The 22,573-nt window shown below is 58.6% G+C and carries 20 protein-coding genes; 14 read left to right on the top strand and 6 right to left on the bottom strand.

What is annotated here, in order from left to right:
• Window positions 1-308: 308 nt before the first annotated feature.
• From jag to rpmH, 4 genes are all read right to left on the bottom strand, one after another.
• Window positions 309-1,019 carry an RNA-binding cell elongation regulator Jag/EloR gene (jag, locus tag EKM88_RS00295; RefSeq protein ID WP_125702182.1) on the bottom strand — a complete coding sequence of 237 codons (711 nt, stop codon included), beginning with the start codon at window positions 1,017-1,019 and terminating at the stop codon, window positions 309-311.
• A gap of 61 nt (window positions 1,020-1,080) precedes the next feature.
• A complete protein-coding gene (locus EKM88_RS00290; protein ID WP_164511940.1) occupies window positions 1,081-1,911 on the bottom strand; it encodes a membrane protein insertase YidC in 831 nt (276 codons plus the stop codon).
• 60 nt (window positions 1,912-1,971) lie between these two features.
• Window positions 1,972-2,328 (bottom strand): ribonuclease P protein component, encoded by a 357-nt coding sequence (rnpA, locus tag EKM88_RS00285; protein WP_125702181.1) that lies wholly within the window; start codon window positions 2,326-2,328, stop codon window positions 1,972-1,974.
• A 577-nt stretch (window positions 2,329-2,905) separates the two neighbouring features.
• A complete protein-coding gene (gene rpmH, locus EKM88_RS00280; RefSeq protein ID WP_003568442.1) occupies window positions 2,906-3,046 on the bottom strand; it encodes a 50S ribosomal protein L34 in 141 nt (46 codons plus the stop codon).
• Between the two features lie 558 nt (window positions 3,047-3,604).
• On the opposite strand from rpmH, the gene dnaA reads away from it, so the two are divergent.
• The 13 genes from dnaA (at window position 3,605) to EKM88_RS00215 (ending at window position 18,824) form a co-directional block, all read left to right on the top strand.
• A complete protein-coding gene (gene dnaA, locus EKM88_RS00275) occupies window positions 3,605-4,948 on the top strand; it encodes a chromosomal replication initiator protein DnaA (protein ID WP_125702180.1) in 1,344 nt (447 codons plus the stop codon).
• A gap of 175 nt (window positions 4,949-5,123) precedes the next feature.
• Complete coding sequence (gene dnaN / locus EKM88_RS00270; protein ID WP_125702179.1) at window positions 5,124-6,263, top strand: DNA polymerase III subunit beta; 1,140 nt, start codon at window positions 5,124-5,126, stop codon at window positions 6,261-6,263.
• A 419-nt stretch (window positions 6,264-6,682) separates the two neighbouring features.
• Complete coding sequence (gene yaaA, locus EKM88_RS00265) at window positions 6,683-6,901, top strand: S4 domain-containing protein YaaA (protein ID WP_125702178.1); 219 nt, start codon at window positions 6,683-6,685, stop codon at window positions 6,899-6,901.
• Window positions 6,898-8,022, top strand: coding sequence for a DNA replication/repair protein RecF (gene recF, locus EKM88_RS00260; RefSeq protein WP_125702177.1), 1,125 nt, complete (start codon window positions 6,898-6,900; stop codon window positions 8,020-8,022). Before yaaA ends, recF begins: the two co-directional genes overlap by 4 nt.
• A gap of 44 nt (window positions 8,023-8,066) precedes the next feature.
• Entirely contained in the window at window positions 8,067-10,037 is a 1,971-nt protein-coding gene (gene gyrB / locus EKM88_RS00255) for a DNA topoisomerase (ATP-hydrolyzing) subunit B (RefSeq protein ID WP_125702176.1), read from the top strand.
• A gap of 484 nt (window positions 10,038-10,521) precedes the next feature.
• Complete coding sequence (gene gyrA / locus EKM88_RS00250) at window positions 10,522-13,146, top strand: DNA gyrase subunit A (protein ID WP_125702175.1); 2,625 nt, start codon at window positions 10,522-10,524, stop codon at window positions 13,144-13,146.
• A 474-nt stretch (window positions 13,147-13,620) separates the two neighbouring features.
• Complete coding sequence (locus EKM88_RS00245) at window positions 13,621-14,325, top strand: MgtC/SapB family protein (RefSeq protein WP_125702174.1); 705 nt, start codon at window positions 13,621-13,623, stop codon at window positions 14,323-14,325.
• Window positions 14,326-14,458: 133 nt separating this feature from the next.
• Window positions 14,459-15,706, top strand: a complete 1,248-nt coding sequence (locus tag EKM88_RS00240) for a carboxylate--amine ligase (protein ID WP_125702173.1) — start codon at window positions 14,459-14,461, stop codon at window positions 15,704-15,706.
• 14 nt (window positions 15,707-15,720) lie between these two features.
• Complete coding sequence (locus EKM88_RS00235) at window positions 15,721-16,728, top strand: lipid II:glycine glycyltransferase FemX (RefSeq protein ID WP_125702172.1); 1,008 nt, start codon at window positions 15,721-15,723, stop codon at window positions 16,726-16,728.
• A 270-nt stretch (window positions 16,729-16,998) separates the two neighbouring features.
• A complete protein-coding gene (rpsF, locus tag EKM88_RS00230) occupies window positions 16,999-17,295 on the top strand; it encodes a 30S ribosomal protein S6 (protein ID WP_125702171.1) in 297 nt (98 codons plus the stop codon).
• A gap of 35 nt (window positions 17,296-17,330) precedes the next feature.
• Complete coding sequence (gene ssb, locus EKM88_RS00225) at window positions 17,331-17,903, top strand: single-stranded DNA-binding protein (protein ID WP_125702170.1); 573 nt, start codon at window positions 17,331-17,333, stop codon at window positions 17,901-17,903.
• Between the two features lie 25 nt (window positions 17,904-17,928).
• Window positions 17,929-18,165, top strand: coding sequence for a 30S ribosomal protein S18 (gene rpsR / locus EKM88_RS00220; protein WP_054718320.1), 237 nt, complete (start codon window positions 17,929-17,931; stop codon window positions 18,163-18,165).
• Between the two features lie 143 nt (window positions 18,166-18,308).
• Window positions 18,309-18,824, top strand: a complete 516-nt coding sequence (locus tag EKM88_RS00215) for a ClbS/DfsB family four-helix bundle protein (RefSeq protein WP_125702169.1) — start codon at window positions 18,309-18,311, stop codon at window positions 18,822-18,824.
• A 238-nt stretch (window positions 18,825-19,062) separates the two neighbouring features.
• On the opposite strand, the gene EKM88_RS00210 is transcribed toward EKM88_RS00215, so the two are convergent.
• Window positions 19,063-19,533: a Dps family protein gene (locus EKM88_RS00210; protein WP_125702168.1), complete on the bottom strand. Its 471-nt coding sequence runs from the start codon at window positions 19,531-19,533 to the stop codon at window positions 19,063-19,065.
• Between the two features lie 160 nt (window positions 19,534-19,693).
• Between EKM88_RS00210 and EKM88_RS00205 the strand changes: the two genes are divergently transcribed.
• Window positions 19,694-20,500, top strand: a complete 807-nt coding sequence (locus tag EKM88_RS00205) for a YitT family protein (RefSeq protein ID WP_125702631.1) — start codon at window positions 19,694-19,696, stop codon at window positions 20,498-20,500.
• Between the two features lie 72 nt (window positions 20,501-20,572).
• Here EKM88_RS00205 and pbp4 read toward each other — a convergent pair whose 3' ends face one another.
• Window positions 20,573-22,567: a penicillin-binding protein PBP4(5) gene (gene pbp4, locus EKM88_RS00200; protein ID WP_125702167.1), complete on the bottom strand. Its 1,995-nt coding sequence runs from the start codon at window positions 22,565-22,567 to the stop codon at window positions 20,573-20,575.
• Window positions 22,568-22,573 lie beyond the last annotated feature (6 nt).

Below are 22,573 nucleotides of genomic sequence, written 5' to 3'. Positions count from 1 at the left end.
GTTATTGTAAACACAAGAAATATGACTCATCGTATACTATTTAAGTCAAATGGAAATATTTATATAATAATTAATTGAAAAATCTAAACGTTAATTACCCCAGGTTGGGCCGATTGAGTTAGAAACATTCAAGGAATTAACCATTTAGCCGTCAATTCTGCCCCTCAGCCCAGGCCATGTCCACCCACTCTGCGGCCATCAAAAAACGCACAAGCACCTGAACCCAGGTTGACTTGTGCGTGACCACGCATCGCTTACAGCAAAAAAGCGCCGCACGAGGCGACACTTTCCAATTCATCTGAATCAACCTACCGCCGCGCTTGTGGCGTGATCACCACGTACCGCCGCGGGTCGTTCCCCTCGGAATGCGTGGTGACATACGCATTGTCCGCCAGCGTGGCGTGAATGGCCTTGCGCTCAAACGCGGGCATCGGGTCAAGGTAGACGCTGGTGCCGCGTGCGACGACTTCACGCGCACTTTTTTCGGCCAGCCGGCGCACCGCGGCGTCTCGGCGCTCGCGGTAGTCACCCACGTTCAGCATGATCGTCCACTTGGCCTTGCCGTAGTGGTTGAACTCGGTTTGGGCCAGGTACTGGATGGCGTTGATGATCTTACCGTGCTTGCCGATCAGCAGGGCCTCTTTGTCCGTGGCGATCTGGTACCACACATGGTCACCGCGGCGCTCGCTGGTGATCGTGGCGGCCAAGCCAAGCTCGCGCGTGATGTCTTCCAGGTAGCTTTGCACCAACGCCAACGCAGTTTGGTCATCGCGCTTGGGGTTGCTGTGGTGCGGCAGGTGGTGCTTCGCCGGTTCGGCGACTGGCGCCGCCGGGGCCGGCTCGGGGGTCGCCGGGGCGATCACGTTCAGGTTGACGATCGCCACCTGCTTGCCAAAGCCCAGCAGGCCGCGCTTGCCCTCCTGAATCACGTCAACGGTGACCTGGTCACGTGCCACACCGAGCGCTAGGAGCCCGGCGTCGATCGCCTTTTGCATCGTTGTGCCTTGAAAAGTCGGCATTTGGATCCTCCTCCCCACATAAAAACGGCGTTGCCGCCGTTCTTGCGGGTGCTCTCTTGAGTTACTTCTTCAGTGCGCGCTTATAAGCCTTGCGGACAGCCTTTTGGCGGTCGCGTTCCGCTTGCTGCTTTGCTTCACGCTGCTTTTTGATCTTGAAGGGGTTTTGGAGCAAGAAGGTCTGCCCCAGTGAAAAGGCGTTGGTAACGACCCAGTAGATGGCCAGCGCGCTCGGGAACTGGAACGCCATGAACAGGATCATGATCGGTGAAATAGCCACCATGATCCAGTTCATCGACGTGCGCTGCGGCTGGGCCAGCGTGGACACCAGCGTGGTGCCGGCAGTCAGCGCGGCGGCAAGGATCGGCATGATCCACAGCGGGTCTGGCTGCGCGAGGTTCATCCAAAGGAAGCGCCCGACCTTCAGCGCGTCCGTCCGGAAGATCGCCTGGTACAAGGCAAACAGGAACGGCATCTGAAGCAGCATCGGTAGGCAGCCCATCATCGGGTTGACGCCCTCTTCGGCGTACAGCTTCTGGGTTTCCTCACGCAACTGGTTTTGCGTGTCAGTGTCCTTACTGCTGTACTTCTTTTGAAGCTCCTTGAGGCGCGGCGCAAGCTCTTGCTGCTTGGTCATGTTCTTGATGGAGATGTAGCTCAGCGGGAAAATCAGAATCCGCACCAGCAAGGTGAAGAGAATGATCCCGACCCCGGCGTTACCGCCAGAGATCTTGGCCAGCCACAGGATGAATTGCGCGGCGTTGTACACCACCTGGCGGTCCCAGAAGCCAGTGCTGTTTTCGGTAACGGTTGACGTGCCACAGGCGGTCAGAACGACCGTCAGGCACAGCAGGCCGAGAACGACCAGCAGGCGCTTGGTATTGCGTTTGTTCACGAATATCCCTCTTTCGTTGGTGGCACGCGGCCACGCCCAGTAATCACGCCGAAGCGGCGATCAGATAATGTCGATATGTTCGCGGAGCACGCCGGCCAACGTCAGCACATGCACCAGGTTCTTCTTCGTGCCAGCCATATCCAACTGCTTAGCCGACTTGCGCGCGATCACGACAAAATCAGCCTGCGGATCGATGTCCGGTTTCAGCTCCAGCAACGATTGGCGGATGTAGCGTTTCACCCGGTTGCGGACAACCGCGCGCAAATGAACCTTTTTCCCCACCGAAATGCCCACGCGAAAATGGGGCTGGTCACGCGTCACATGGTAAACCACAAAATTGCGGTTCGCCACCGACTCGCCGGCTTCAAATACATGCTGAAATTCATCTTCTCGTTTGATGCGGTAAGACTTACGCAAGAACGCTCCCTCACAATCTGTTTAATAGTATACAAGAGTCTGCGGTAGGACACCAGAGCAAGCGTGTTCAACGATAACCGCCGGATCGATCCGGTGGTGTTGTGTGATCACCTATATATGTACCACGCGGCAGTCCTGGCCTGCCGCGCTGCGCAAAGCAACGCGGAAGCGGCTTGCTTCCGTTCGGCTTCGCCTCGCTACGCAGCAGTGCCTTGCCACGCCCCAAGCACTTCTGCGGTCTTCTAACCATGCAATCTCGGCGACTGGCTTTCCGGCTCGCTTGCTGCTTTCTTCCGATCTTCGTCGAGCTGCGTGGCGCATGAGGGTGCGGTCTAAACCAGCCTGCCCCTCGCGCCTAAGTACGGGCGCAAGCGTCAGGCTGGCTTAGCCCAACCCTCATAACCGCGCCACTCCGCTCTGGTTCGTCGAGTTGCGCAAAGCAACGCAGGTGCATCTAGCTACGCCAAGTCACTCGGGGCCAAGTACGCCCAAGCAACTTGGCTAGGCTAGCTGACCTGCTAAGCGCGCTTTGCTCCGCTCTGGTAAAAAAAAACCACTGACCGCGGTCAGTGGGGTGTTAGGCGGATAATACTTTACGTCCCTTAGCGCGACGACGAGCCAAAACTTTACGGCCGTTCTTGGTGCTCATCCGCTTCATGAAGCCGTGCACGCGTTCGCGGTGACGCTTCTTCGGTTGAAATGTACGTTTCGTGGTCATGAGGACACCTCCTATTTATCGTTTACTATTTTCAGTAACGTCATTGTCATTCAAACATCTTCCCATTATACGGACGCAACGGGTTGCCGTCAAGAAAAAGCGCGAAAAAAGTCACGTTACGCCTTATCCACAAAACGGACCAAATTGCGGAAAACTTGTGGACAAGTTGTTACCGAGCGCGCAGCCAAATCGGGCTAATTCACAGCTTATGCGCGCCGTATCCCGAAAATCACAGGGTGTGTGATAGTTATCCACAGACGGATTTTCTGATGTGAATAACCCGTGAAACACGCATTGCACAAAGGGGTTAGTTCCACAACTAATTTGTGGATAACCCGTTATTTTCACTGAACCATTTCGTTTGTGCCCACCACTGTGGAAAACTTATGAACGGGTTTGTCGATAGGGTTATCCCCACGCCGTGAACGATGTGGATAACGCATTACTTTGTGGAAAACTCCCGGGCAAAATGCTAAACTTAACCTTGCGATCCACAGTGCGTCCACCGATGAATTTTTATACATTGTGGGTTGAACCTTGAGACAGGGGGGACTACGGGTGCCAACAATTGATGAATTATGGGCGTACCTCGAAAATAAATTCAGAGACGACCTGACCACGGTCAGCTACAACACGTGGGTCGGCTCGGTCAAGCCGCTGAGCCTGATCGGCAACACCTTGATGATTGGCGTGCCTTCGCCGTTGCACAAAGACTACTGGGAGCAAAATCTGGTGACCAAGGTGGTCGCCTGGAGTTATGCGTTCGATAACCTTGAGATCCAGCCCGTGGTGCAGCTGCTCGGCGACAAGCCGGCCCAGCCGGCTACGCTTGCCGCGACTGAGGCCACGGCCCCGATCCCGACCTTCAAAGAAAAAACGCATCTCAATAGTAAATACACGTTCGACACGTTCGTCACCGGGAAGGGCAACCAGATGGCCCACGCGGCGGCGCTTGTGGTGTCTGAGGAACCCGGCAAGCTCTACAACCCGCTTTTTTTGTATGGCGGCGTGGGGCTGGGCAAGACCCACTTGATGCAGGCGATCGGCCACCAGCTGCTGGACTACGATCCCAGCGCCAACGTGAAGTACGTGACGTCCGAGGCGTTCGCCAATGACTTCATCAACTCCATCCAGACCAAGAAGCAGGAGCAGTTCCGCCAGGAGTACCGCAACGTGGACCTGCTTTTGGTCGACGATATCCAGTTCTTCGGCGACAAAGAGGCGACGCAGGAGGAATTCTTCCACACGTTCAACGCTTTATATGAAAACAAAAAGCAGATCGTGCTGACATCTGACCGCCTGCCCAACGAGATCCCCAAGCTTCAGGAGCGCCTGGTGTCGCGGTTCAAGTGGGGCCTCTCCGTTGACGTGACGCCACCGGACCTGGAGACGCGGATCGCGATTTTGCGCAACAAGGCCAACGCCGAGCACCTCGTGATCCCCGATGATACGCTGTCTTACATCGCCGGCCAGATCGACAGCAACGTCCGCGAGCTGGAAGGCGCCTTGGTGCGCGTGCAGGCTTATGCGACGATGAACCACGCCGACATCAGCACTTCGCTTGCGGCCGACGCCTTGAAGAGCCTGAAGCTGTCGGACAAGGACGCCGAGCTGTCCATCAGCCACATTCAAGAGGTGGTCGCCAAGTACTACCAGGTCACCATCAGCGAGCTGAAGGGCAAGAAACGGGTGAAGCAGATCGTCATGCCGCGTCAGATCGCGATGTACCTTGCGCGCGAAATGACCGAGAACAGCCTGCCGAAAATCGGGCAGGAGTTCGGCGGCAAGGACCACACCACCGTCATTCACGCGCACGAGAAAATCGCCACAGAAATCGGGCTCGACACCGAGCTGAAGTCGCAGATCATCGAGCTCAAAAACCGACTCAAAAATCGCGGCTAAATCGGTGGTGTGGATAACTGCCAAAACAACCCGCACTTATTCGCCTGAGTTATCCACAAGTGATTAAATGACCCACGGCGTGTTTCTCAGACTTTTCCACAGTTTCCCCGGGGCCTACTACTATTACTTAAAAAGCGTATTATATATATAGACACCACCACGAGGAGGATGCTTCATGAAATTCACCATCACGCGTACGACCTTCATCAAGACGCTGAACGACGTCTCCCGAGCCATTTCAACCAAAACCACGATCCCGATCCTGACCGGGTTGAAGCTGGTGCTTTCAGACACTGGGTTGGTGCTGACCGGGAGCGATGCCGATATCTCCATTGAGTCGCGCATCGATGCCAACAGCGAAACCAACGACCTGCAGATCGAATCCACCGGGAGCATCGTGTTACCGGCTCGCTTTTTCACCGACATCGTCAAGCGCCTGCCGGAAAAAACGATGACGCTGGAAGTCCAAGACAACTTCCAAACCGTCATTTCCAGTGGGGCCTCTGAGTTCAAGATCAACGGGCTGGATGCCAACAACTACCCGCACCTACCGGAAATCGCCAGCGACAACCCGCTGATCGTCTCCGCGGCGGTGCTGCGCCAACTGATCAGCCAAACCGTCATCGCGGTGTCCAACCAGGAAACGCGGCCGATCTTGACCGGGGTGCACTTGCAGATCGAAGCCGGTCAGCTGACCGCCGTGGCCACGGACTCCCACCGGCTGGCCCAGCGCACCTTGGAGCTGCCGAACGCCGAAGACGCGAACTACGACGTGATCATTCCCGGCAAGAGCTTGATCGAACTGGGCCGCACGCTGACGGATGACATCGATCAAGTCGAGATCCGCTTCGCCGACAACCAGGTGCTGTTCCTGGCCGGTCAAACCGCGTTCTATTCCCGCTTGCTGGAAGGGAACTACCCGGACACCTCGCGCCTGATCCCAACCAGCTCGACCACCACGGTTGAGTTCGAAGCCCCGGCGCTGCTGGCGGCCATTCAGCGGGCGAGCCTGCTGAGCCACGAAAGCCAAAACAATGTCGTGCGGCTGAACTTGGACACCGCGGCGCAAACCGCAACCATCTACGGCAACTCGCCGGATGTCGGGAATGTTGAAGAAGTGCTGACCTGCAGCAACCTCACCGGGGATGCACTGGAGATCTCCTTCAACCCGGATTACATGAAGGACGCCTTGCAGGGCTTTGGCCAAACCACGATCACGGTGGCCTTCACCGCCCCGTTGCGGCCGTTCACGCTGGTGCCGACCGAGGATCAGGCCCACTTCATTCAGCTGATCACGCCGGTACGGACCTACTAGTTGATGATAAAAGGGCACGCGATAAGCGTGCTTTTTTATTATCAATTGCAATTTTTCCCAGCAATCGTGCGGCCAATCCAAAACGGCGCTGCCCGCTCCCGCTCCGGAGGAATCGAGAGGGTCCGCAATCGGTCACTGTACTTGTCACGTCACCCGCACATCTGCGGTGTGGCGTTTTTGGTTGCAGAAAACCGAACATGGCCACTTTGGCTCTGAAAAATTCGGCGCTAATCGATGTATGCGAAATCTAAGGCGGTTTAAGCCGTTTTAGGGGGAAAGTCGTATCGGGGTCAAGCCTACGCAAAACTCGGCTGAGACGCCGTTATATTCGCTCGGTGCATTGTCACCCCTGAGTAAAAACGGTATAATATATAGGTAGTTTATAACTGACAAATCTTAGCGCCAAAGGAGTGGCAACGATGAATCAAGTCTTGATTACCACGGATCACATCACGCTGGGGCAGCTGTTAAAAGACGCCGGCGTGATCGATAGCGGTGGGGCCGCCAAGTGGTTTCTGAAAGAAAACCGGGTGTTGGTCAACGGGGAACCGGATGACCGACGCGGCCGTAAGCTGTTCGTTGGGGACACGGCGACGCTTCCCGATGGCGCGGTCATCACCGTTGCCGCTGGCGCGTGAGACTCACCCACCTGACGCTGCGCAACTACCGCAACTACGCGACCGTTGATTGCGATTTTAGCCCGCAGATCAACGTCTTGATCGGGGCGAATGCCCAGGGTAAGACGAATCTGCTGGAGGCGGTGTACGTGTTGGCGTTAGCGCGCAGCCACCGCACCAGCAACGACCGCGAGCTGATTCGCTTCGGCCAGGACTTCGCCAAGATCACCGGAACGGTGGCGCGCGAGATCGGGACCACCACGCTGGAGCTGGTCGTGTCCAAAGCCGGCAAGCGCGCGCGGGTCAACCGCATTGAGCAGGCGAAGCTGTCACAGTACCTCGGCAAGTTCAACGTGGTGCTGTTTGCGCCAGAGGACCTGGCGATCGTCAAAGGGAGCCCGGCCAACCGGCGGCGCTTCATCGACATGGAGTTCGGCCAGATGAGCGGCAAGTACCTGTATAACCTGAGCCAGTACCGCACGATGCTCAAGCAGCGCAACGCCTACCTCAAGCAACTGAAATTCCGCCAGGCCAAGGACCGCGTGTTCTTGGATGTGCTATCCGATCAGCTCGCCGCCTTTGGTGCGGAGATCGTGGTGGCGCGTACGGCGCTGTTGGCGCAGATGGCTGAGTTTGCGGCGGTGATCCACCAAGACATCACCAAGGCCAAGGAGACCCTGACGTTCGAGTATCAGACGCAGGTGCCGGAAGCCGCGCGCGGTAGCGTGGAGCAGGCGTACGCGGCCTTGCAGACGCTGTTCGCAGCGCACAAGGACCGCGAGATCGAGCAGGGGACGACGCTGGTCGGGCCGCACCGCGATGACGTGGCGTTCATTGTGAACGGCAAGAACGTGGCGAGTTTTGGCAGCCAGGGCCAGCAACGCACCACAGCCTTGGCAGTCAAGCTGGCCGAGATCGACCTGATGAAGGCGCAAACTGGCGAGTACCCAGTGCTACTGCTGGACGATGTGTTGTCCGAGCTGGATGACACGCGTCAGACGCACCTGCTCAAGGCGATTCAAAATAAGGTCCAGACCTTTCTCACGACCACCAGTCTGGATGGTATTGCCCGGGAAATAATCGACCAACCTGCCGTGTTCCATGTGGCGGACGGGGTGTTGACCCCGGGAGAAGCAGAATAGTCACGCCGCAGCTTCGGTTGCGGCTCTAAAAGGAGGCACCACTCTTGACGGATCAATTAGATCAAGAAGAACGCGAAGAGAAGAAAGAGGCCCTGGCGGCGGAATATGATGCCAGCCAGATCCAAGTGCTGGAAGGCCTCGAAGCCGTGCGCAAGCGGCCGGGGATGTACATTGGCTCGACCTCAGTTCAGGGTCTGCACCACCTGGTGTGGGAAATCATCGATAACGGGATCGACGAGGCGCTGGCCGGGTTTGCCGACGAGATCAATGTCGTCGTGGAGCCGGACAACTCCATCACCGTTACCGATAACGGGCGTGGGATCCCAGTCGACATTCAGAAGCAAACCGGCCGCCCGGCGCTGGAAACGGTGTTCACCATTCTGCACGCCGGTGGAAAGTTCGGCGGTGGCGGCTACAAGGTGTCCGGTGGGCTGCACGGGGTCGGCGCCAGCGTCGTCAACGCCTTGTCCACCACCTTGGACGCGGTGGTCACCCACAATGGCCAGCGCTACTACATCGACTTCAAGCGCGGCAAGGTCAACACCCCGATGAAGGTGATCGGAGACGCGCCGGCGCATGAGCACGGGACCAAGGTCCACTTTGTGCCGGACCCGGACATCTTCACCGAGACGACCACCTACGATGACAAGATCCTGACCCAGCGCATTCGCGAGCTGGCCTTTTTGAACAAGGGGTTGCGCCTGACCTTCACGGATAAGCGCGCCGACACCGCGGAGAAAAAGGTCTTCCACTACGAAGGCGGGATCAAGGAGTACGTCGCCTTCCTCGATAAGAGCAAGGATAACCTGTTGACTGAGCCGATTTACGTTGAGGGCCAGGCCAATGGCATCACCGTTGAAGTGGCCCTGCAGTACTCGGTCAACGGTTACGCCAGCACCCTGATGACGTTCGCCAACAACATTCATACTTACGAAGGTGGGACCCACGAAACCGGGTTCAAAACCGCGCTGACCCGCATTGTCAACGACTACGCCCGCAAGTCCGGGGCGCTCAAGGAGAACGAGGACAGCCTGTCTGGGGAAGATGTGCGCGAAGGGATGACTGCGGTCGTCTCCGTCAAGCACCCGGACCCGCAGTTTGAAGGGCAAACCAAGACCAAGCTGGGCAACGCGGACGCTCGTGCCGTCACCGACCGCGCCTTTTCCGAGCACTTCAACAAGTACCTGATGGAGCACCCGACTGAGGCGAAGCAGATCGTCGACAAGGCGATGATGGCCAGCAAGGCCCGCGCCGCTGCCAAGCGGGCGCGCGAGGCGACCCGTAAGAAGTCGGGACTGGAAATCTCCAACCTGCCCGGGAAGCTGGCGGATAACTCCAGCAAGGACCCGGAAATCTCCGAGCTGTTCATCGTCGAAGGGGATTCCGCCGGTGGTTCCGCCAAGTCCGGTCGGAGTCGGCTGACGCAGGCGATTTTGCCCATTCGCGGCAAGATCCTGAACGTCGAAAAGGCCAGCATGGAGCGTATTCTCGCCAACGAGGAAATCCGCACGCTGTTCACCGCGATGGGCACCGGCTTTGGTGACGAGTTCGACGTTGCGAAGGCGCGCTACCACAAGCTGATCATCATGACCGATGCTGATGTCGATGGCGCGCACATTCGCACGCTGTTGCTGACGCTGATCTACCGCTACATGCGTCCGCTGTTGGCCGCCGGCTACGTTTACATCGCCCAGCCGCCGCTGTATCAGGTGCGGCAGGGCAAAATGATGCGCTACATCGACTCCGATGAGGAGCTGACTGAGGTGCTTGGCCAACTGCCGCCGAGCCCGAAACCCGTCATCCAGCGGTACAAAGGGCTCGGGGAAATGGACGCCTCTCAGCTGTGGGAAACGACCATGGATCCGGACAAGCGCCGCCTGTTGCGGGTGTCGCCTGAAGACGCGGAAAACGCCGATGGCATCTTCGAGATGCTGATGGGCGATAGCGTCGCCCCACGCCGCCAGTTCATCGAAGACAACGCGGTTTATGTGGATGTGAAGAATATTGATGCGTAACCCAGAGCGGAGCAAAGCGCATTTAGCAGGTCAGCTAGCCTAGCCAAGGCGCTTGGGGCGTTCTTGGCCCCGAGTGACTTGGCGTAGCTAGATGCACCTGCGTTGCTTTGCGCAGCTCGACGACCCAGAGCGGAGTGGCGCGCACTTAGCGGGACGGGTAGCCTAGCGCAAGCGCTTGGGCCGTTCTTTGGCCCGAGTGCTTGGGCGTAGCTAGACGCGCCCGCGTTGCGCCACGCAGCTCGACGAAGACCGGAAAGTAGTAAGCGAGCCGGCAAAGTGCGTGGCCGAGGATATGCGGTTGAAAGACCCTGGAAAGTCCGAACGCCGCCCCAATAAAAGCATCAAAATCACTGGTCTTACACAAGCGTCCAGTTGCACGAATTCAATCAATCTGCCACCTAGAAATGGCATGTCACGCGTTGCCGCCAATCCGTGACGCATACGAGCAGTCACTTCGCTGCTCTTTGAAAGGAGTAACAAGACTTTGGATGATCGCCAAGAAAGCCGGGTCACAACCGTTGACCTCGGCAAAACGATGAAGACGTCCTTCCTGGAGTACGCGATGAGTGTCATCGTGGCGCGGGCGCTGCCTGATGTCCGCGATGGACTCAAGCCGGTGCAGCGTCGGATCCTCTATGGGATGAACGAACTCGGGGTGACGCCGGACAAGCCGTACAAGAAGTCCGCGCGTATCGTCGGGGACGTCATGGGGAAGTACCACCCGCACGGGGATTCCTCGATTTACGAAGGGATGGTCCGCATGGCGCAGGACTTTTCCTACCGGTACATGCTCGTGGATGGGCACGGGAACTTCGGCTCCGTCGATGGGGACGGCGCCGCGGCCATGCGTTACACCGAAGCCCGGATGAGCAAGATCACGCTGGAGATGCTGCGTGACATCAATAAGGACACCATCGACTACCAGGACAACTACGATGGCACGGAAAAAGAACCCGTCGTGCTGCCGGCGCGCTTCCCGAACCTGCTAGTCAACGGCGCGACCGGGATCGCGGTGGGGATGACCACCAACATTCCGCCGCACAACATGGCCGAGGTCATCTCCGCGCTGCACATCCTGATGGACAACCCGGAGGCAACGACGCTCGACTTGATGGGCGCGCTACCTGGCCCTGATTTTCCGACGGGCGGGCTGGTGCTGGGCAAGTCCGGCATTCGCCACGCGTACGAAACCGGCAAGGGCGTCATCACGGTGCGCGCCAAAACCGAAATCGAGACGCAAAAGAACGGCCGCGAGCGCATTATCGTGACCGAGATCCCGTACATGGTCAACAAGGCCAAGCTGGTGGAGCGCATCGCCGAGCTGGCGCGGGAAAAGAAGATCGAAGGCATCACCGACCTGAACGATGAATCCGACCGTGACGGGATGCGCATCACCATCGACATCCGCCGCGATATGTCGGCCACCGTCGTGTTGAACAACCTGTTCAAGCTGACGCCGCTGCAAACCGGCTTTTCCTTCAACATGGTCGCCATCGTCAACGGCGCGCCGAAGACCCTGAGCCTCAAGGCCATCCTGACCTACTACCTGCAGCACCAAGAGGACGTCATCCGCCGGCGGACGCAATTTGACCTCAAAAAAGCCGAGGCGCGCGCCCACATCCTGGAAGGCTTGAAGATCGCGCTGGACCACATCGACGCTATCATCAACATCATTCGCTCCAGTGAAACCGGGGACGTGGCCAAGGTTATCCTGATGGACAAGTACGCCTTGTCCGACAAGCAGAGCCAGGCGATCCTGGACATGCGGCTGGTGCGCCTGACCGGTCTGGAGCGCGAGAAGGTCGAAAACGAGTACAAGGACGTGCTCGCTGCGATCGCCGACTTCAAGGACATTTTGGCCAAGCCTGAACGCGTGCACCAGATCATTTACGACGAGCTGCTGGAAATTCAGCGCAAGTTCGGCGACAAGCGCCGCACGGAACTGCTCGTCGGTGAGGACCTGAACATCGAAGACGAGGACCTGATCGAAGAGGAAAACGTCGTGGTCACGCTGACCCACAACGGTTACGTCAAGCGCCTGCCGTCCAGCGAGTTCAAGACGCAAAACCGCGGTGGCCGCGGGCTGCAGGGGATGGGCGTGCACGATGATGATTTTGTCGAGCACATCGTCTCCACCTCGACTCACGACGTCCTGCTGTTCTTCACGAACGCGGGTAAAGTCTACCGCAGCAAGGGTTACGAGATCCCTGAGTACAGCCGCACGGCCAAGGGCATCCCGATCATCAACCTGCTGGGCATCGCCAACTCCGAGAAGATCCAGACCATCATCAACGTCACCCCAGGCGGTGAGCACGATCAGTTCCTGTTTTTCGTCACGAAAAATGGGGTGGTCAAGCGCACGCCGATCAGCGACTTCTTCAACATTCGCAAGAACGGCCTGATCGCGTTGAACATGAAGGACGACGATGAGCTGAGCAACGTCATCCCGACCACCGGCACGGACACCCTGTTCATCGGGACGCACCTCGGCTACTCCGTCACCTTCAACGAAGATGATGTGCGCAGCATGGGCCGCAGCGCCACCGGCGTGCGCGGCGTGCGCCTGCGTGAAGGCGACTACGTGGTCGGCTCAGACGTGCTGAAGCCGGACGCGGAAGTCTTCGTCATTTCCGAGCAGGGCTACGGCAAACGCACCCCAGCCGCCGAGTACCCGGTCAAGGGTCGCGGGGGCAAAGGGATCAAGACCGCCAACGTCACCGAGAAAAACGGGCCGCTGGCAGGCGTCGCCACGGTCAACGGGGATGAGGACATCATGGTGATGACCGACTCCGGCGTGATGATCCGCTTCAGCATTGCGGACGTCAGCCAAACCGGCCGCGCCACCCTAGGCGTGCGCCTGATCCGCGTGGACGACGGCGCCAAAGTCGCCACCATGGCCAAAGTGGCCCCGGAGCCGGACGAACCGGCGCCGGTGGACTCAACCGGCCAACCGAGTGATGGGCCGAGTGCGGGGACGCCTGGCGAAGGGGCCGCAGCCGCGACCCCAGACGCCGGCACTGACCAACTAGCCGGGGACGCCAACGCGCAGGTCAACGAGCTGTTGCATCGCGCAGAGGCCGACGCTGATCCCGACAATGACGCAGAATAGGATTTGACGCGACGGCCCGGCAGATGACGGGCCGTTGTTTGTTCACCAGAGCGAAGTGGCGCGCATTTAGCGGAACGGGTAGCCTAGCTCAAGCGCTTGCGCCCGTACTTAGGCGCGAGTGCTTGAGCGTAGCTAGCCGCTTCCGCGTTGCGCCACGCAGCTCGACGAACCAGAGCGAAGCAAAGCGCACTTAGCAGGATGGCTAGCCTAGGACTGGTGCTTGGGCCCGCACTTAGGCCCAAGTGCCGGTCCGTAGCTAGACAGTCCTGCGTTGCTTTGCGTAGCTCGACGAAGCGCCGAAAGAAGCAAGCGAGTCGGAAAGCGCGTGGCCGAGGCCACGCAGTTAAAAGTCCCCGGAAAACGCCCGCACTTAGGCGCAACGCCAGCCAGCGCCCAAAGCCCAAAAAGAAATTCGCATGGCAAAGCAGTGTCTCACTGCCTTCGCCACGCCTCGAAATAGAGAGTGAGGTTCCAATGACATTTGAATTGAGTTTGATGGAAATCGTGGGGCGGCTACTGTTGGCCGTCCTGGCCTCCGGCGTGATCGGGTACGACCGTGAGCACAAGAATCGGCCGGCCGGCATCAAGACCCACGTGCTGGTGTGCGTGGGGGCCTGCATCATTGCGCTGGTGCAAAAGGAGATCGGCTACAACGCCTTGAATACGGCGCTGGCGAACCCCAAACTGGCCGGTGTGCTGCGCGCCGATGACGCTCGGCTGATCGCCCAAGTGGTGTCTGGTATCGGGTTCCTCGGCGCCGGCACGATCATGGTGCAGCACCGCGCTGTGCGCGGCCTGACCACCGCCGCGAGCCTCTGGGCCGTAGCCGGGATCGGTTTGGCCATCGGGATGGGCAACTACGAGATCGCTGTGGCCAGCGCCATCGTGGTCATCCTTGTCCTAGTCTTTTTGAAGCGGGTGATTCACATCAACCCGATGAAAAAAATCGAGATCCAGTACCGCCACAAGCTGGAAACCAAGGAGTTCATCCAGAGCTACTTTGAAAGCCACAACATCACGGTCAACGACGTGAACTTTCGTGTCACGCAAACCGATGACGCGCAGATCTACGTGAACATCTATGAAATCGAGATCCCCAAAACCATGAACTACGCGGATATCATCGAAGATATTTCGCTGAACAAGAACATCATGCGCATTCAGACGGTCAGCCTGTAAAGACGATTGTCGCGGCGGCCGTGCGGTCGGCCTCAGCAGTTGCTGACGGCCGGCCGTTTTCGTCCGTCGCAGGCGGCGCTTTTGTGGCATAATAAAAGGGATTACACATTCCAACACATACAGGAGTCTAAATATGGTCAACACTGAAAAAATTGTTCCAATCATGGTCGGAACGGATGTCAACGCCTACCAGATGGCGCGGTCGTTTCACGAGGCGTACGGCGTCAAGACCCACTGTCTCGGGGTCGCCCCGTTGATCATGACCCGCGACTCGCAGATCTGCGATGTCACCATCGTGGATGGGCTCAAGGAAGACGCGGTGTTTGTGGCGGCGGTCAAGCAGCTGGTGGCGAAGTACGGCGTGCCGGGCGTGAAGCCGATCATGTGCATGTCGGGGGATGAGTATGTTGAACTCGGCATTCGCAACCGTGAGGCGCTGAAGGACACCGTTTGGTTGCCTTACCCGGACGTTGCCGTGCTGGATGCGGTGTACTACAAGGACCGCTTCTACCAGCTGTGTGAAGACAACGCCTTGCCGTACCCGACAACGGTGGTGGTCGACCAAGCCGACTACGCGGAAAAAGTGGCGGCGCTGACGCTCGATTTTCCCGTTGCCATGAAGCCAGCCGACGCCGCCCAGCAGATCGCCCTGGACTTTGAAGGGCAACGCAAGGCTTACAAGTTCCAGAATAAAGCCGACATGCTCGAAATGATTCGGCGCACCTACGCGGCCGGCTACGATGGTCGGATGCTGCTGCAGGACTTCATTCCAGGCGGCGATGACGCGATGTACACGGTCAACTTCTACGCTGACCGCGACCACAACGTGCGCCAGATCACGATGGGGCGCCAGCTCTTGCAGGACCCGTCGGACTTCTTGGTCGGCAATTACGTGGCCACCTTCATCGAACACCATGAAGAAATTGAACAGAAACTGATCCACTTCGTCAAAGCGATCAACTACTCGGGCTTTGGGAACTTTGACCTGAAGCTTGACCCGCGCGACCACGAATTCAAGCTGATCGAGCTGAACCCGCGGCAGGGGCGCTCTGCGTTTTACGCGACGGCTAGCGGCACGAACCTGATCGTGCCGGCAGTTGAGGAATTGCTGTTCAACGAGCCGTTCACCGCAACCGACTTCAACCGCGCGGATTACCTGTGGCTTGGGGTCAATGCGGCCGACGCCGTGGCGAACGTTGAAGACGAAGACGTGCGCGCGCACATGCAGGAGCTGATCGCGGCGGGCAAGGCGTCCAACACCCTGCAATACGCCGCCGATAAGTCGCTGTTGCGCAACCACCGCGTGAAGAAGTACTATGACAGCTACGCTAAGCGGTTCGCCGAGAAAAAGGCGAAGCGGAATACTGACGGGATTTTTTAGAAAAGGAGTCAACTATGCCTATTGTGAACCTGAACGATCAAGCCGAGCTGGCGCGCTACGAAGCCTTCGTGGAAAGCGCCTCATTCACCTCCGTGACCCAGTCCGTGAACTGGGGGAAGGTGAAAAACAACTGGCAGCCGCTGTATGTCTACCTCGAAGACGGCGGCGTGATGACGGCGGCGATGTCGATCCTTTCCGTTACCGACCCGGCCGGGGACACCTTTGCTTACTGCTCCAAGGGGCCGGTTTGCGATCCCACCGACCTTGAGACGATCGATGCGCTGGTGGCAGAGGCCACGCCGGCTTTGCAGCAGCGCAACGCCTTTTTGCTCCGGATGGACCCGGAAGTGCTGTACAGCCAGGCACTCAACGATGCGTTTGAAAAGCGCGGCTACGTGGTGCGCAACCGTGATTTTCACGGCAACCACGACACCATTCAACCCCGCATGAACTTTGTCGTCGACATTCAGGGGAAGACGATCGAGGATGTGATCGCCGGCATGAAGAGCAACGAGCGCACCAAGATGCGCCACGCGATGAAAACTGGCGTTGAAGTGCAAAGCGGCGATTCCCCTGAACTGATGGCCGACTTCTTCGAAACCTACAAGGCGATGAGCGAGTACCACGGCATCACCTACCGCCCCGAGGCGTACTTCCAGCGCATGGTCGAGGCCTTCCAAGGGACCGGCCAGATGAAGATCTACAACGCCTGGTACGAAGGCGAGCTGCATGCTGGCGCCGTTGCCTTTGCGTTTGGCGACAAGGTCTGGCACATGTACGGCGGCTCCAAGCGCATCGAGAACAAGTTGCTGGTGCCGTACCGCCTGCAGTATGAAATGATCGACTGGGCGTGCCAGCTCGGCAAGGCCAAGTACGACATGGGCGGCGTCTGGGGCACCGACAATAGCGATGGCCTGTACAACTTCAAGCACCGGTTTGCGCCGCAGCAAGACGTGATCGAATACCTCGGCGAAATCGACCGCGTTTGGGGCCAGGCCGCCTACGACCGCTTCACCAAGTGACGTGCAGAACAAGCCGCGCCGCCTGCCAACCTGGAAGGCGGCGCAGTTTTGTGTCAACCGGCGACCAAAAAATCGGCAGCGCGGGGCAATTGGACCGAGTTGCGTAATGTTATGGTGTAGCGCTCAGGCACAGCGGAAAGATTCCCGCCCGTATCTTGCCTCGTATCGGCGTTTATGGTACACTTTTAGCTTGTGAGCATGTGCCCTCGGGCTGGCTTACTCCTTGCTCCTAGGAATTAGGGGCCAAAGTCCACAAGGAGGTGAAACGTCATGGCTGAAACTAAGTATGAGATCACTTACATCATCCGTCCTGATATGGATGAAGAAGCGAAGACTGCATTGGTTGAACGTTTTGACAATATTCTGAAGGAAAATGGTGCAACCATCATTGATTCCAAGGATTGGCAAAAGCGTAAGTTTGCCTATGAAATCAAGAAGTACAGCGAAGGCATCTACCACATCGTGAACGCGACTGCGGAAGACTCTGCTGCGATCGACGAGTTCGATCGGCTTGCTAAGATCTCTGGCGACATTCTGCGTCAGATGATCGTGAAGCGCGAAGACTAATTCATAGTCAAATTAACTGAAGGGGAGCTGAAGGAATGATCAACAACGTTTCTTTGACGGGTCGTCTGACTCGCGATATCGACTTGCGTTACACGCAAAGCGGCACCGCGGTTGGGTCGTTCACACTGGCGGTCGACCGCCAGTTCACGAACCAGCAAGGTCAGCGAGAGACCGACTTCATCAACTGCGTGATCTGGCGCAAGAGTGCTGAGAACCTCAGCAATTTTACGCGTAAGGGATCACTCATTGGGGTGGAAGGCCACATCCAGACCCGTAACTACGATAACAATCAAGGTCAGCGGGTCTATGTCACCGAAATCGTCGTTGAAAACTTTGCCCTGCTGGAATCTCGTGCGACCACCCAAGCGCGGCCAAGCGAGCCTGCCCAGCCAGGCAACCAGTCTTCCAACAACTACAACCCGAACTTTGGTGGCCAGCCGCAGCAAACTGCGCCACAAGCCCCAAGTTTTGGCAGTACCCCGACCCCATCATCGAGTAGCAATAACGCCGCCCCAGCCCCGGCTGGCAACGACAACTTTGCGAACAAGGATCCTTTTGCCGACAGCGGCAAAGCGATCGACATCTCCGATGATGACCTGCCGTTCTAGAAATCTTTGAAAAGGAGTGACATCAATGGCACAACAACGTCGTGGTGGCCGTCGTCGCCGTAAGGTTGACTTCATCGCCGCAAACCACATCGAATATATCGATTACAAAGACACGAACTTGCTGGAACGCTTCGTTTCCGAACGCGGTAAGATTTTACCTCGTCGGGTGACCGGCACCAGCGCCAAGAACCAGCGCAAGCTGACCGTTGCGATCAAGCGGTCCCGCATCATGGGCCTGCTTCCGTTCGTTGCGGAAGACTAAGCTGAACGTGAGCGTCTGCCTTCGGGTGAGGCGCTTTTTTGATGCGATCAGCCTTGTCGCCCCTTGAATAATCGCGCCACCTGCGCCATGATGAGGGCGGATCCGGAAAATGTGGTGCCTCGAATTCATGGAAGGAGATCGGCATGAAACCACAATCAAGACAGGAACTGATTCTCAGTGCGTATCAGCAACACGATCGGTTAGATGCGCTCATCGATGGTCTGACGCCAAAAGCGCAAGCACAGGCGTTTCCGTTCAAGGGTCGCGACCATGATCTGCGCGATGTGCTCGTGCAGTTGGCCGTTTGGCAGCAGCTTTACTTGGCCTGGAGCACCGCCAACCTGGCGGGCACGCCGCAGCGCTTTTTGCCCAAGCCTTACACCTGGGCCAGCTGTGGAAAGCTGAGTCAAAAAATTCAGGCGTCGCACCAAACCATGACGCTGGCCGCTGCGCGCCAAGCCTATGAGACGAGTGATGCGGCCATCATGACGCAGCTCGAAGACCTGACGAATGAGCAGCTGTACCTGCCCCACTTCTACCGTTGGACCGGCAGTATGCGGCTGGGCGATTATGCCGCGCTGGTCACCGCGCAACACGCGGCGTGGGCGGTCAAGGTGGTGGCGCGGGCGGCGCATCAGATGAAGCCATTGCCGGCGTAGTGGTGGGGAAGATGAGACGCAGGCGGATCAACCGGCTCATTGGCTATCGGCGCCAAGGCTAAGTATCGCTTGTCAGCGCAGATCGCGGCGACTGTCGTGCACTCGTGTTATCCTATTAGGCCAAAAAGATCGCGCAACCTCTGTGTAGCAGTTTAGCGGTCTTTTTGATTGCCACCCCACCCCAAAAAGCGCTGCGCACGCCTGACTCACCGGCGACGCAGCGCTTTATTTTGACGGCTTAGGCGGGATCCAACCCGGGTGCCAGACCGAGCTCGGCCTGCAGCATCCAGATGCGTTTTTCGATCGCAGTCTTGAAGCCGATGAAGATGTCTTGCGTGGAATCATCGCCTTCCTCGCCGCTAACTTCGATGCCGTGTTGATACACGGCGGCGAGGATGCGGTAGTCGGCGGCCAGCGTTGCCAGGCGCTCCGGCGTGGTTTTGGCGTAGGTGCCAGGCTCGTCTTCGATGCCGGTGTTATCCGCGAACTCCTGTAGCGTCGAGTACGGCGCGCCGTCCAAGGTGATGAGGCGCTCGGACACCACGTCCAGCTGGTCGTTGAGCTCATCCATGTACTTGTCCATCAGCGGGTGTAGGTGCATGAACTCAGGGCCGCGCATATACCAGTGCGTCTGGTGCACGATGACCGACAGTTGGCTCAGATCTGCCACCAGCTGGTTCAGTGTTTCCTTAGTCTTGATCAGTTCCATTCAAATAGCCTCCTTTGCTCGTTGGGTCACTTCAAGCATAGCAGGGCGGTGTAGCCGAAAACCACGAAACACCCTCGTCTTTGATTCGGTTGAGGCCTACAATAAGGATATTAATAACTAAGGGGTGGGACCGATTCGAACGACGGTGAAAAACGGGCTGATGATCATGCTGGGGGCAGCGATCTACGCCTTAGCGATCAATTATTTTCTGATCCCCAATCGGATCGGGGAGGGCGGCGTGACGGGGCTGACTACGATCGGTTACTACGCGTTCCGCATTTCCCCGGCGCTGACGAACCTGGTGCTGAACGGCATCCTGATGGTGGTGGGCTACCGCTTCCTCGACCGGCGCACGGTCGGCTACTCGCTGTGGGCCATCGTCTGGATCTCTGTGTTCCTGCGGCTCCCGGTAGTGGCGGCGTACCACACCGACCAGACGGTCATCGCGGCGCTGTTTGGTGGGGTGCTGATGGGCCTTGCGATGGGGGTCATCTTGCGCGCCAACGGGACGATCGCCGGCAGCACCATTTTGGCCAAAATCGTCAACAAGTACCTTGGGGTGAAAAACGGCACCGCGACGCTGGCGTTCGACCTGTGTGTCGCGATCCCGTCCGTCGCCGTCATCGGCGTGGAGAACATGCTGCTGACGGTGCTTGAGCTGTACGTCTCCGCCGTCGTCTTGAACCAATACCTCGACCGCTTCGGCGCCAAGCACTCGCTGATGGTCATCTCTGCGCACAGCCAGGCACTGGCTGCCGCGCTGTCCGCGCAGCTGGGCCAAGGGGTGACGCTGCTCAAGGCGACCGGCTACCACAGCGGCGCGGCGCAGGACGTGCTGTACTTCGTCTGCACCGCCAAGCAGTGGACCGCGGTGATCCCCTTGGTCGAGCGCATCGACCCGCAGGCGCTGATCGTGGCCGATCAGGTCAGAAGCGTGCGCGGGCTGCAGATGAGCAAGCTGCTGTAACCGCAGGCCAATACCAACGAAAAAAAGGTCGGTCACCCCATTATTGCGCGGGGGACCGGCCTTTTTGGTGCTTTAGTACAAACTGCTCAGGTACGGGGTCATCGTTGTGACGACATCGGTGCCTTGGACGCCTTCAACGAGCGCCAGCATCAGGTAGCTGTCCGCCTCGGCGTCTTCGGCCATCAAAAAGCCGTTCGTCTCACCGGCCGTGTTCTGCTTGGTCTTCAGCTCGGCGGTGCCGGTTTTGGCCGCGATCTGGTGGTTCAGGCTGGCAAGGCCGTGCGCAGTGCCATCGCTGGCGGACACAACGGTCAAAAGTGCCGCCTTCACCGCGGCCGCGCTGGTTGCTTTCAGGACCTGCGTGGTCTTGGCAGACTGATCCAGCCGCAGGGTCGGCAGCTGCATGTTGCCATCGTTGACCAGCGCGGTGTACGCGGTGGCTTGCTGAAGTGGGGTCATCAGGAGCTGGCCTTGGCCGTACGCGGTGTCGGCCAGCAGGATGTCACTGGCGAGCTTTCCGGTGTTGCTGAGCTGGGCCGCCGGCTGGGTAAGGGGCAGGGCACTTTTTTGCGTCAGGAACGGTGTGACGCCCTTCAGGTAGGCGGTGCTGCCCATCTTCAGCGCGGTTTGGGCAAACCAGATGTTGTCGGAGTGGGCCAGGGCCTGCGCCATGGTTTCGCTGGCCGCTTCATGCAGTCGGGTGACGTAATAGTCGCCCCAACTCGATGCTTTTTGCCACTTGAGGCCGGCGATGGTGCGGGTGGTGGTGGGGGTGATAGTGCCGTTGTCCAGCGCAACGCCGGCGGTGATCATCTTGAACGTGGAGCCCGGGGCGTAGCGCTGCAGGAAACGGCTAGTGAACGGGGTGTCCTGGCTGTTCGCGTAGGCGTCGTAATCCGCCTGGCTGATGCCGGCCACGAACTTGTTGGGGTCGTAGCTCGGGGCGCTGACCAGCGTGAGGAGTTGCCCCGTCTTGGGCGCCAGGGTCACGACGGCCCCTTTTTGGCCGGCCAGCGCCGCGTAGGCCTTGGCCTGCTTGTCGGCATCGATGGTCAGGCGAATCGTCTTGCCGTCTTGCTTCTTGCGCGCGATGAGGGTGCTGACCACTTTGTTCTGGTCGACGATGGTCAGGCTACCGCCCGCCTTGCCGGCGAGCTGCGTGTTGTACGCGCGCTCCAGCCCAGCCTTGCCGATTTGATCGCCGGCCTGAAGTGTTGGGTGCTGCTTCAGGTCATCGGCCGACACTTCGCCGACGTAGCCGGTCAGCTGCGCGGCGGCTTCGCCCAGCGGGTAGGTGCGCTGGCTGACGGTTTGGTACGTGACGCCGGTCAGGGTCGGGGTAGCGGTGACGGTTTTGATCGGGACAAAATTCTCGTCGGTCACCCATCCTTGGGCCAGCAGCTGCTGCAGGGTGCTGACGGGGACGCTGAACGCGGCGCTGATCTGGGTCAGGTTGTCGGTCAACGTCTGGCCGGTGCCGAGCTGGCCGCGCACCATGCCGGCTTCCTTGGCGGTGCCGTTGGCGGCCAGCGGACTGCCGTTGCGATCCAGAAGTTCACCGCGCGTCGGGGTGGTGTGCGTGAGTTGCACCGTGGCGGTACCGCTCATCTGGGGGAACAGCATGGCCGGCAGCCAGCGCACGCGCCACTGCCCCTTGACCTTGCGGATCGTGGTGGTGTAATCGGTGACGGTCAGCGGGCCGAGCTTGGTGGTCATCTTCGCGTTGAAGCGCATGCTGTACTCGGTTTTGGTCAGCTTTTTCACCGCGAGCTTCTGAATCTTAATGTCACTGGCCCCAACGCGGTCAAAAACGGCCTGGTTGCGCGCGATCATGGTTTTTTTCGTGTACTGGTAGTCCGGCCCCTTGAGTTGGCCGGTGTCGACCACCGTGGCAAGCTTGCGGTACTGGCGCTTGGCGAAAGCCTGCGTGTAGGTCGTGGCCACGGTGCGCACGGCCGCTTCTTCAGCCTGGCGTACGTGGTTGCGGTAGGCCCAAACGCCGCCCACGCCAATGACGGCGGCCGCAGCCACGGCGCCGACCCCGATCAGAACTGTTTTGGTGTTCATTCGTGT

Origin of the sequence: Lacticaseibacillus daqingensis (assembly GCF_003946115.1) — a bacterium.
In the GTDB taxonomy this organism is placed as follows: domain Bacteria; phylum Bacillota; class Bacilli; order Lactobacillales; family Lactobacillaceae; genus Lacticaseibacillus; species Lacticaseibacillus daqingensis.
This window is presented reverse-complemented; position numbering and strand designations above follow the sequence as displayed.

Bases quoted from the DNA above. Each gene is read 5' to 3' on its own strand.
- jag (WP_125702182.1), bottom strand. From the start codon at position 1,019: ATGCCGACTTTTCAAGGCACAACGATGCAAAAGGCGATCGACGCCGGG.
- rpmH (WP_003568442.1), bottom strand. From the start codon at position 3,046: ATGACCACGAAACGTACATTTCAACCGAAGAAGCGTCACCGCGAACGC.
- dnaN (WP_125702179.1), top strand. From the start codon at position 5,124: ATGAAATTCACCATCACGCGTACGACCTTCATCAAGACGCTGAACGAC.
- yaaA (WP_125702178.1), top strand. From the start codon at position 6,683: ATGAATCAAGTCTTGATTACCACGGATCACATCACGCTGGGGCAGCTG.
- EKM88_RS00245 (WP_125702174.1), top strand. From the start codon at position 13,621: ATGACATTTGAATTGAGTTTGATGGAAATCGTGGGGCGGCTACTGTTG.
- EKM88_RS00240 (WP_125702173.1), top strand. From the start codon at position 14,459: ATGGTCAACACTGAAAAAATTGTTCCAATCATGGTCGGAACGGATGTC.
- EKM88_RS00235 (WP_125702172.1), top strand. From the start codon at position 15,721: ATGCCTATTGTGAACCTGAACGATCAAGCCGAGCTGGCGCGCTACGAA.
- rpsF (WP_125702171.1), top strand. From the start codon at position 16,999: ATGGCTGAAACTAAGTATGAGATCACTTACATCATCCGTCCTGATATG.
- ssb (WP_125702170.1), top strand. From the start codon at position 17,331: ATGATCAACAACGTTTCTTTGACGGGTCGTCTGACTCGCGATATCGAC.
- rpsR (WP_054718320.1), top strand. From the start codon at position 17,929: ATGGCACAACAACGTCGTGGTGGCCGTCGTCGCCGTAAGGTTGACTTC.
- EKM88_RS00215 (WP_125702169.1), top strand. From the start codon at position 18,309: ATGAAACCACAATCAAGACAGGAACTGATTCTCAGTGCGTATCAGCAA.
- EKM88_RS00210 (WP_125702168.1), bottom strand. From the start codon at position 19,533: ATGGAACTGATCAAGACTAAGGAAACACTGAACCAGCTGGTGGCAGAT.
- EKM88_RS00205 (WP_125702631.1), top strand. From the start codon at position 19,694: ATGATCATGCTGGGGGCAGCGATCTACGCCTTAGCGATCAATTATTTT.
- pbp4 (WP_125702167.1), bottom strand. From the start codon at position 22,567: ATGAACACCAAAACAGTTCTGATCGGGGTCGGCGCCGTGGCTGCGGCC.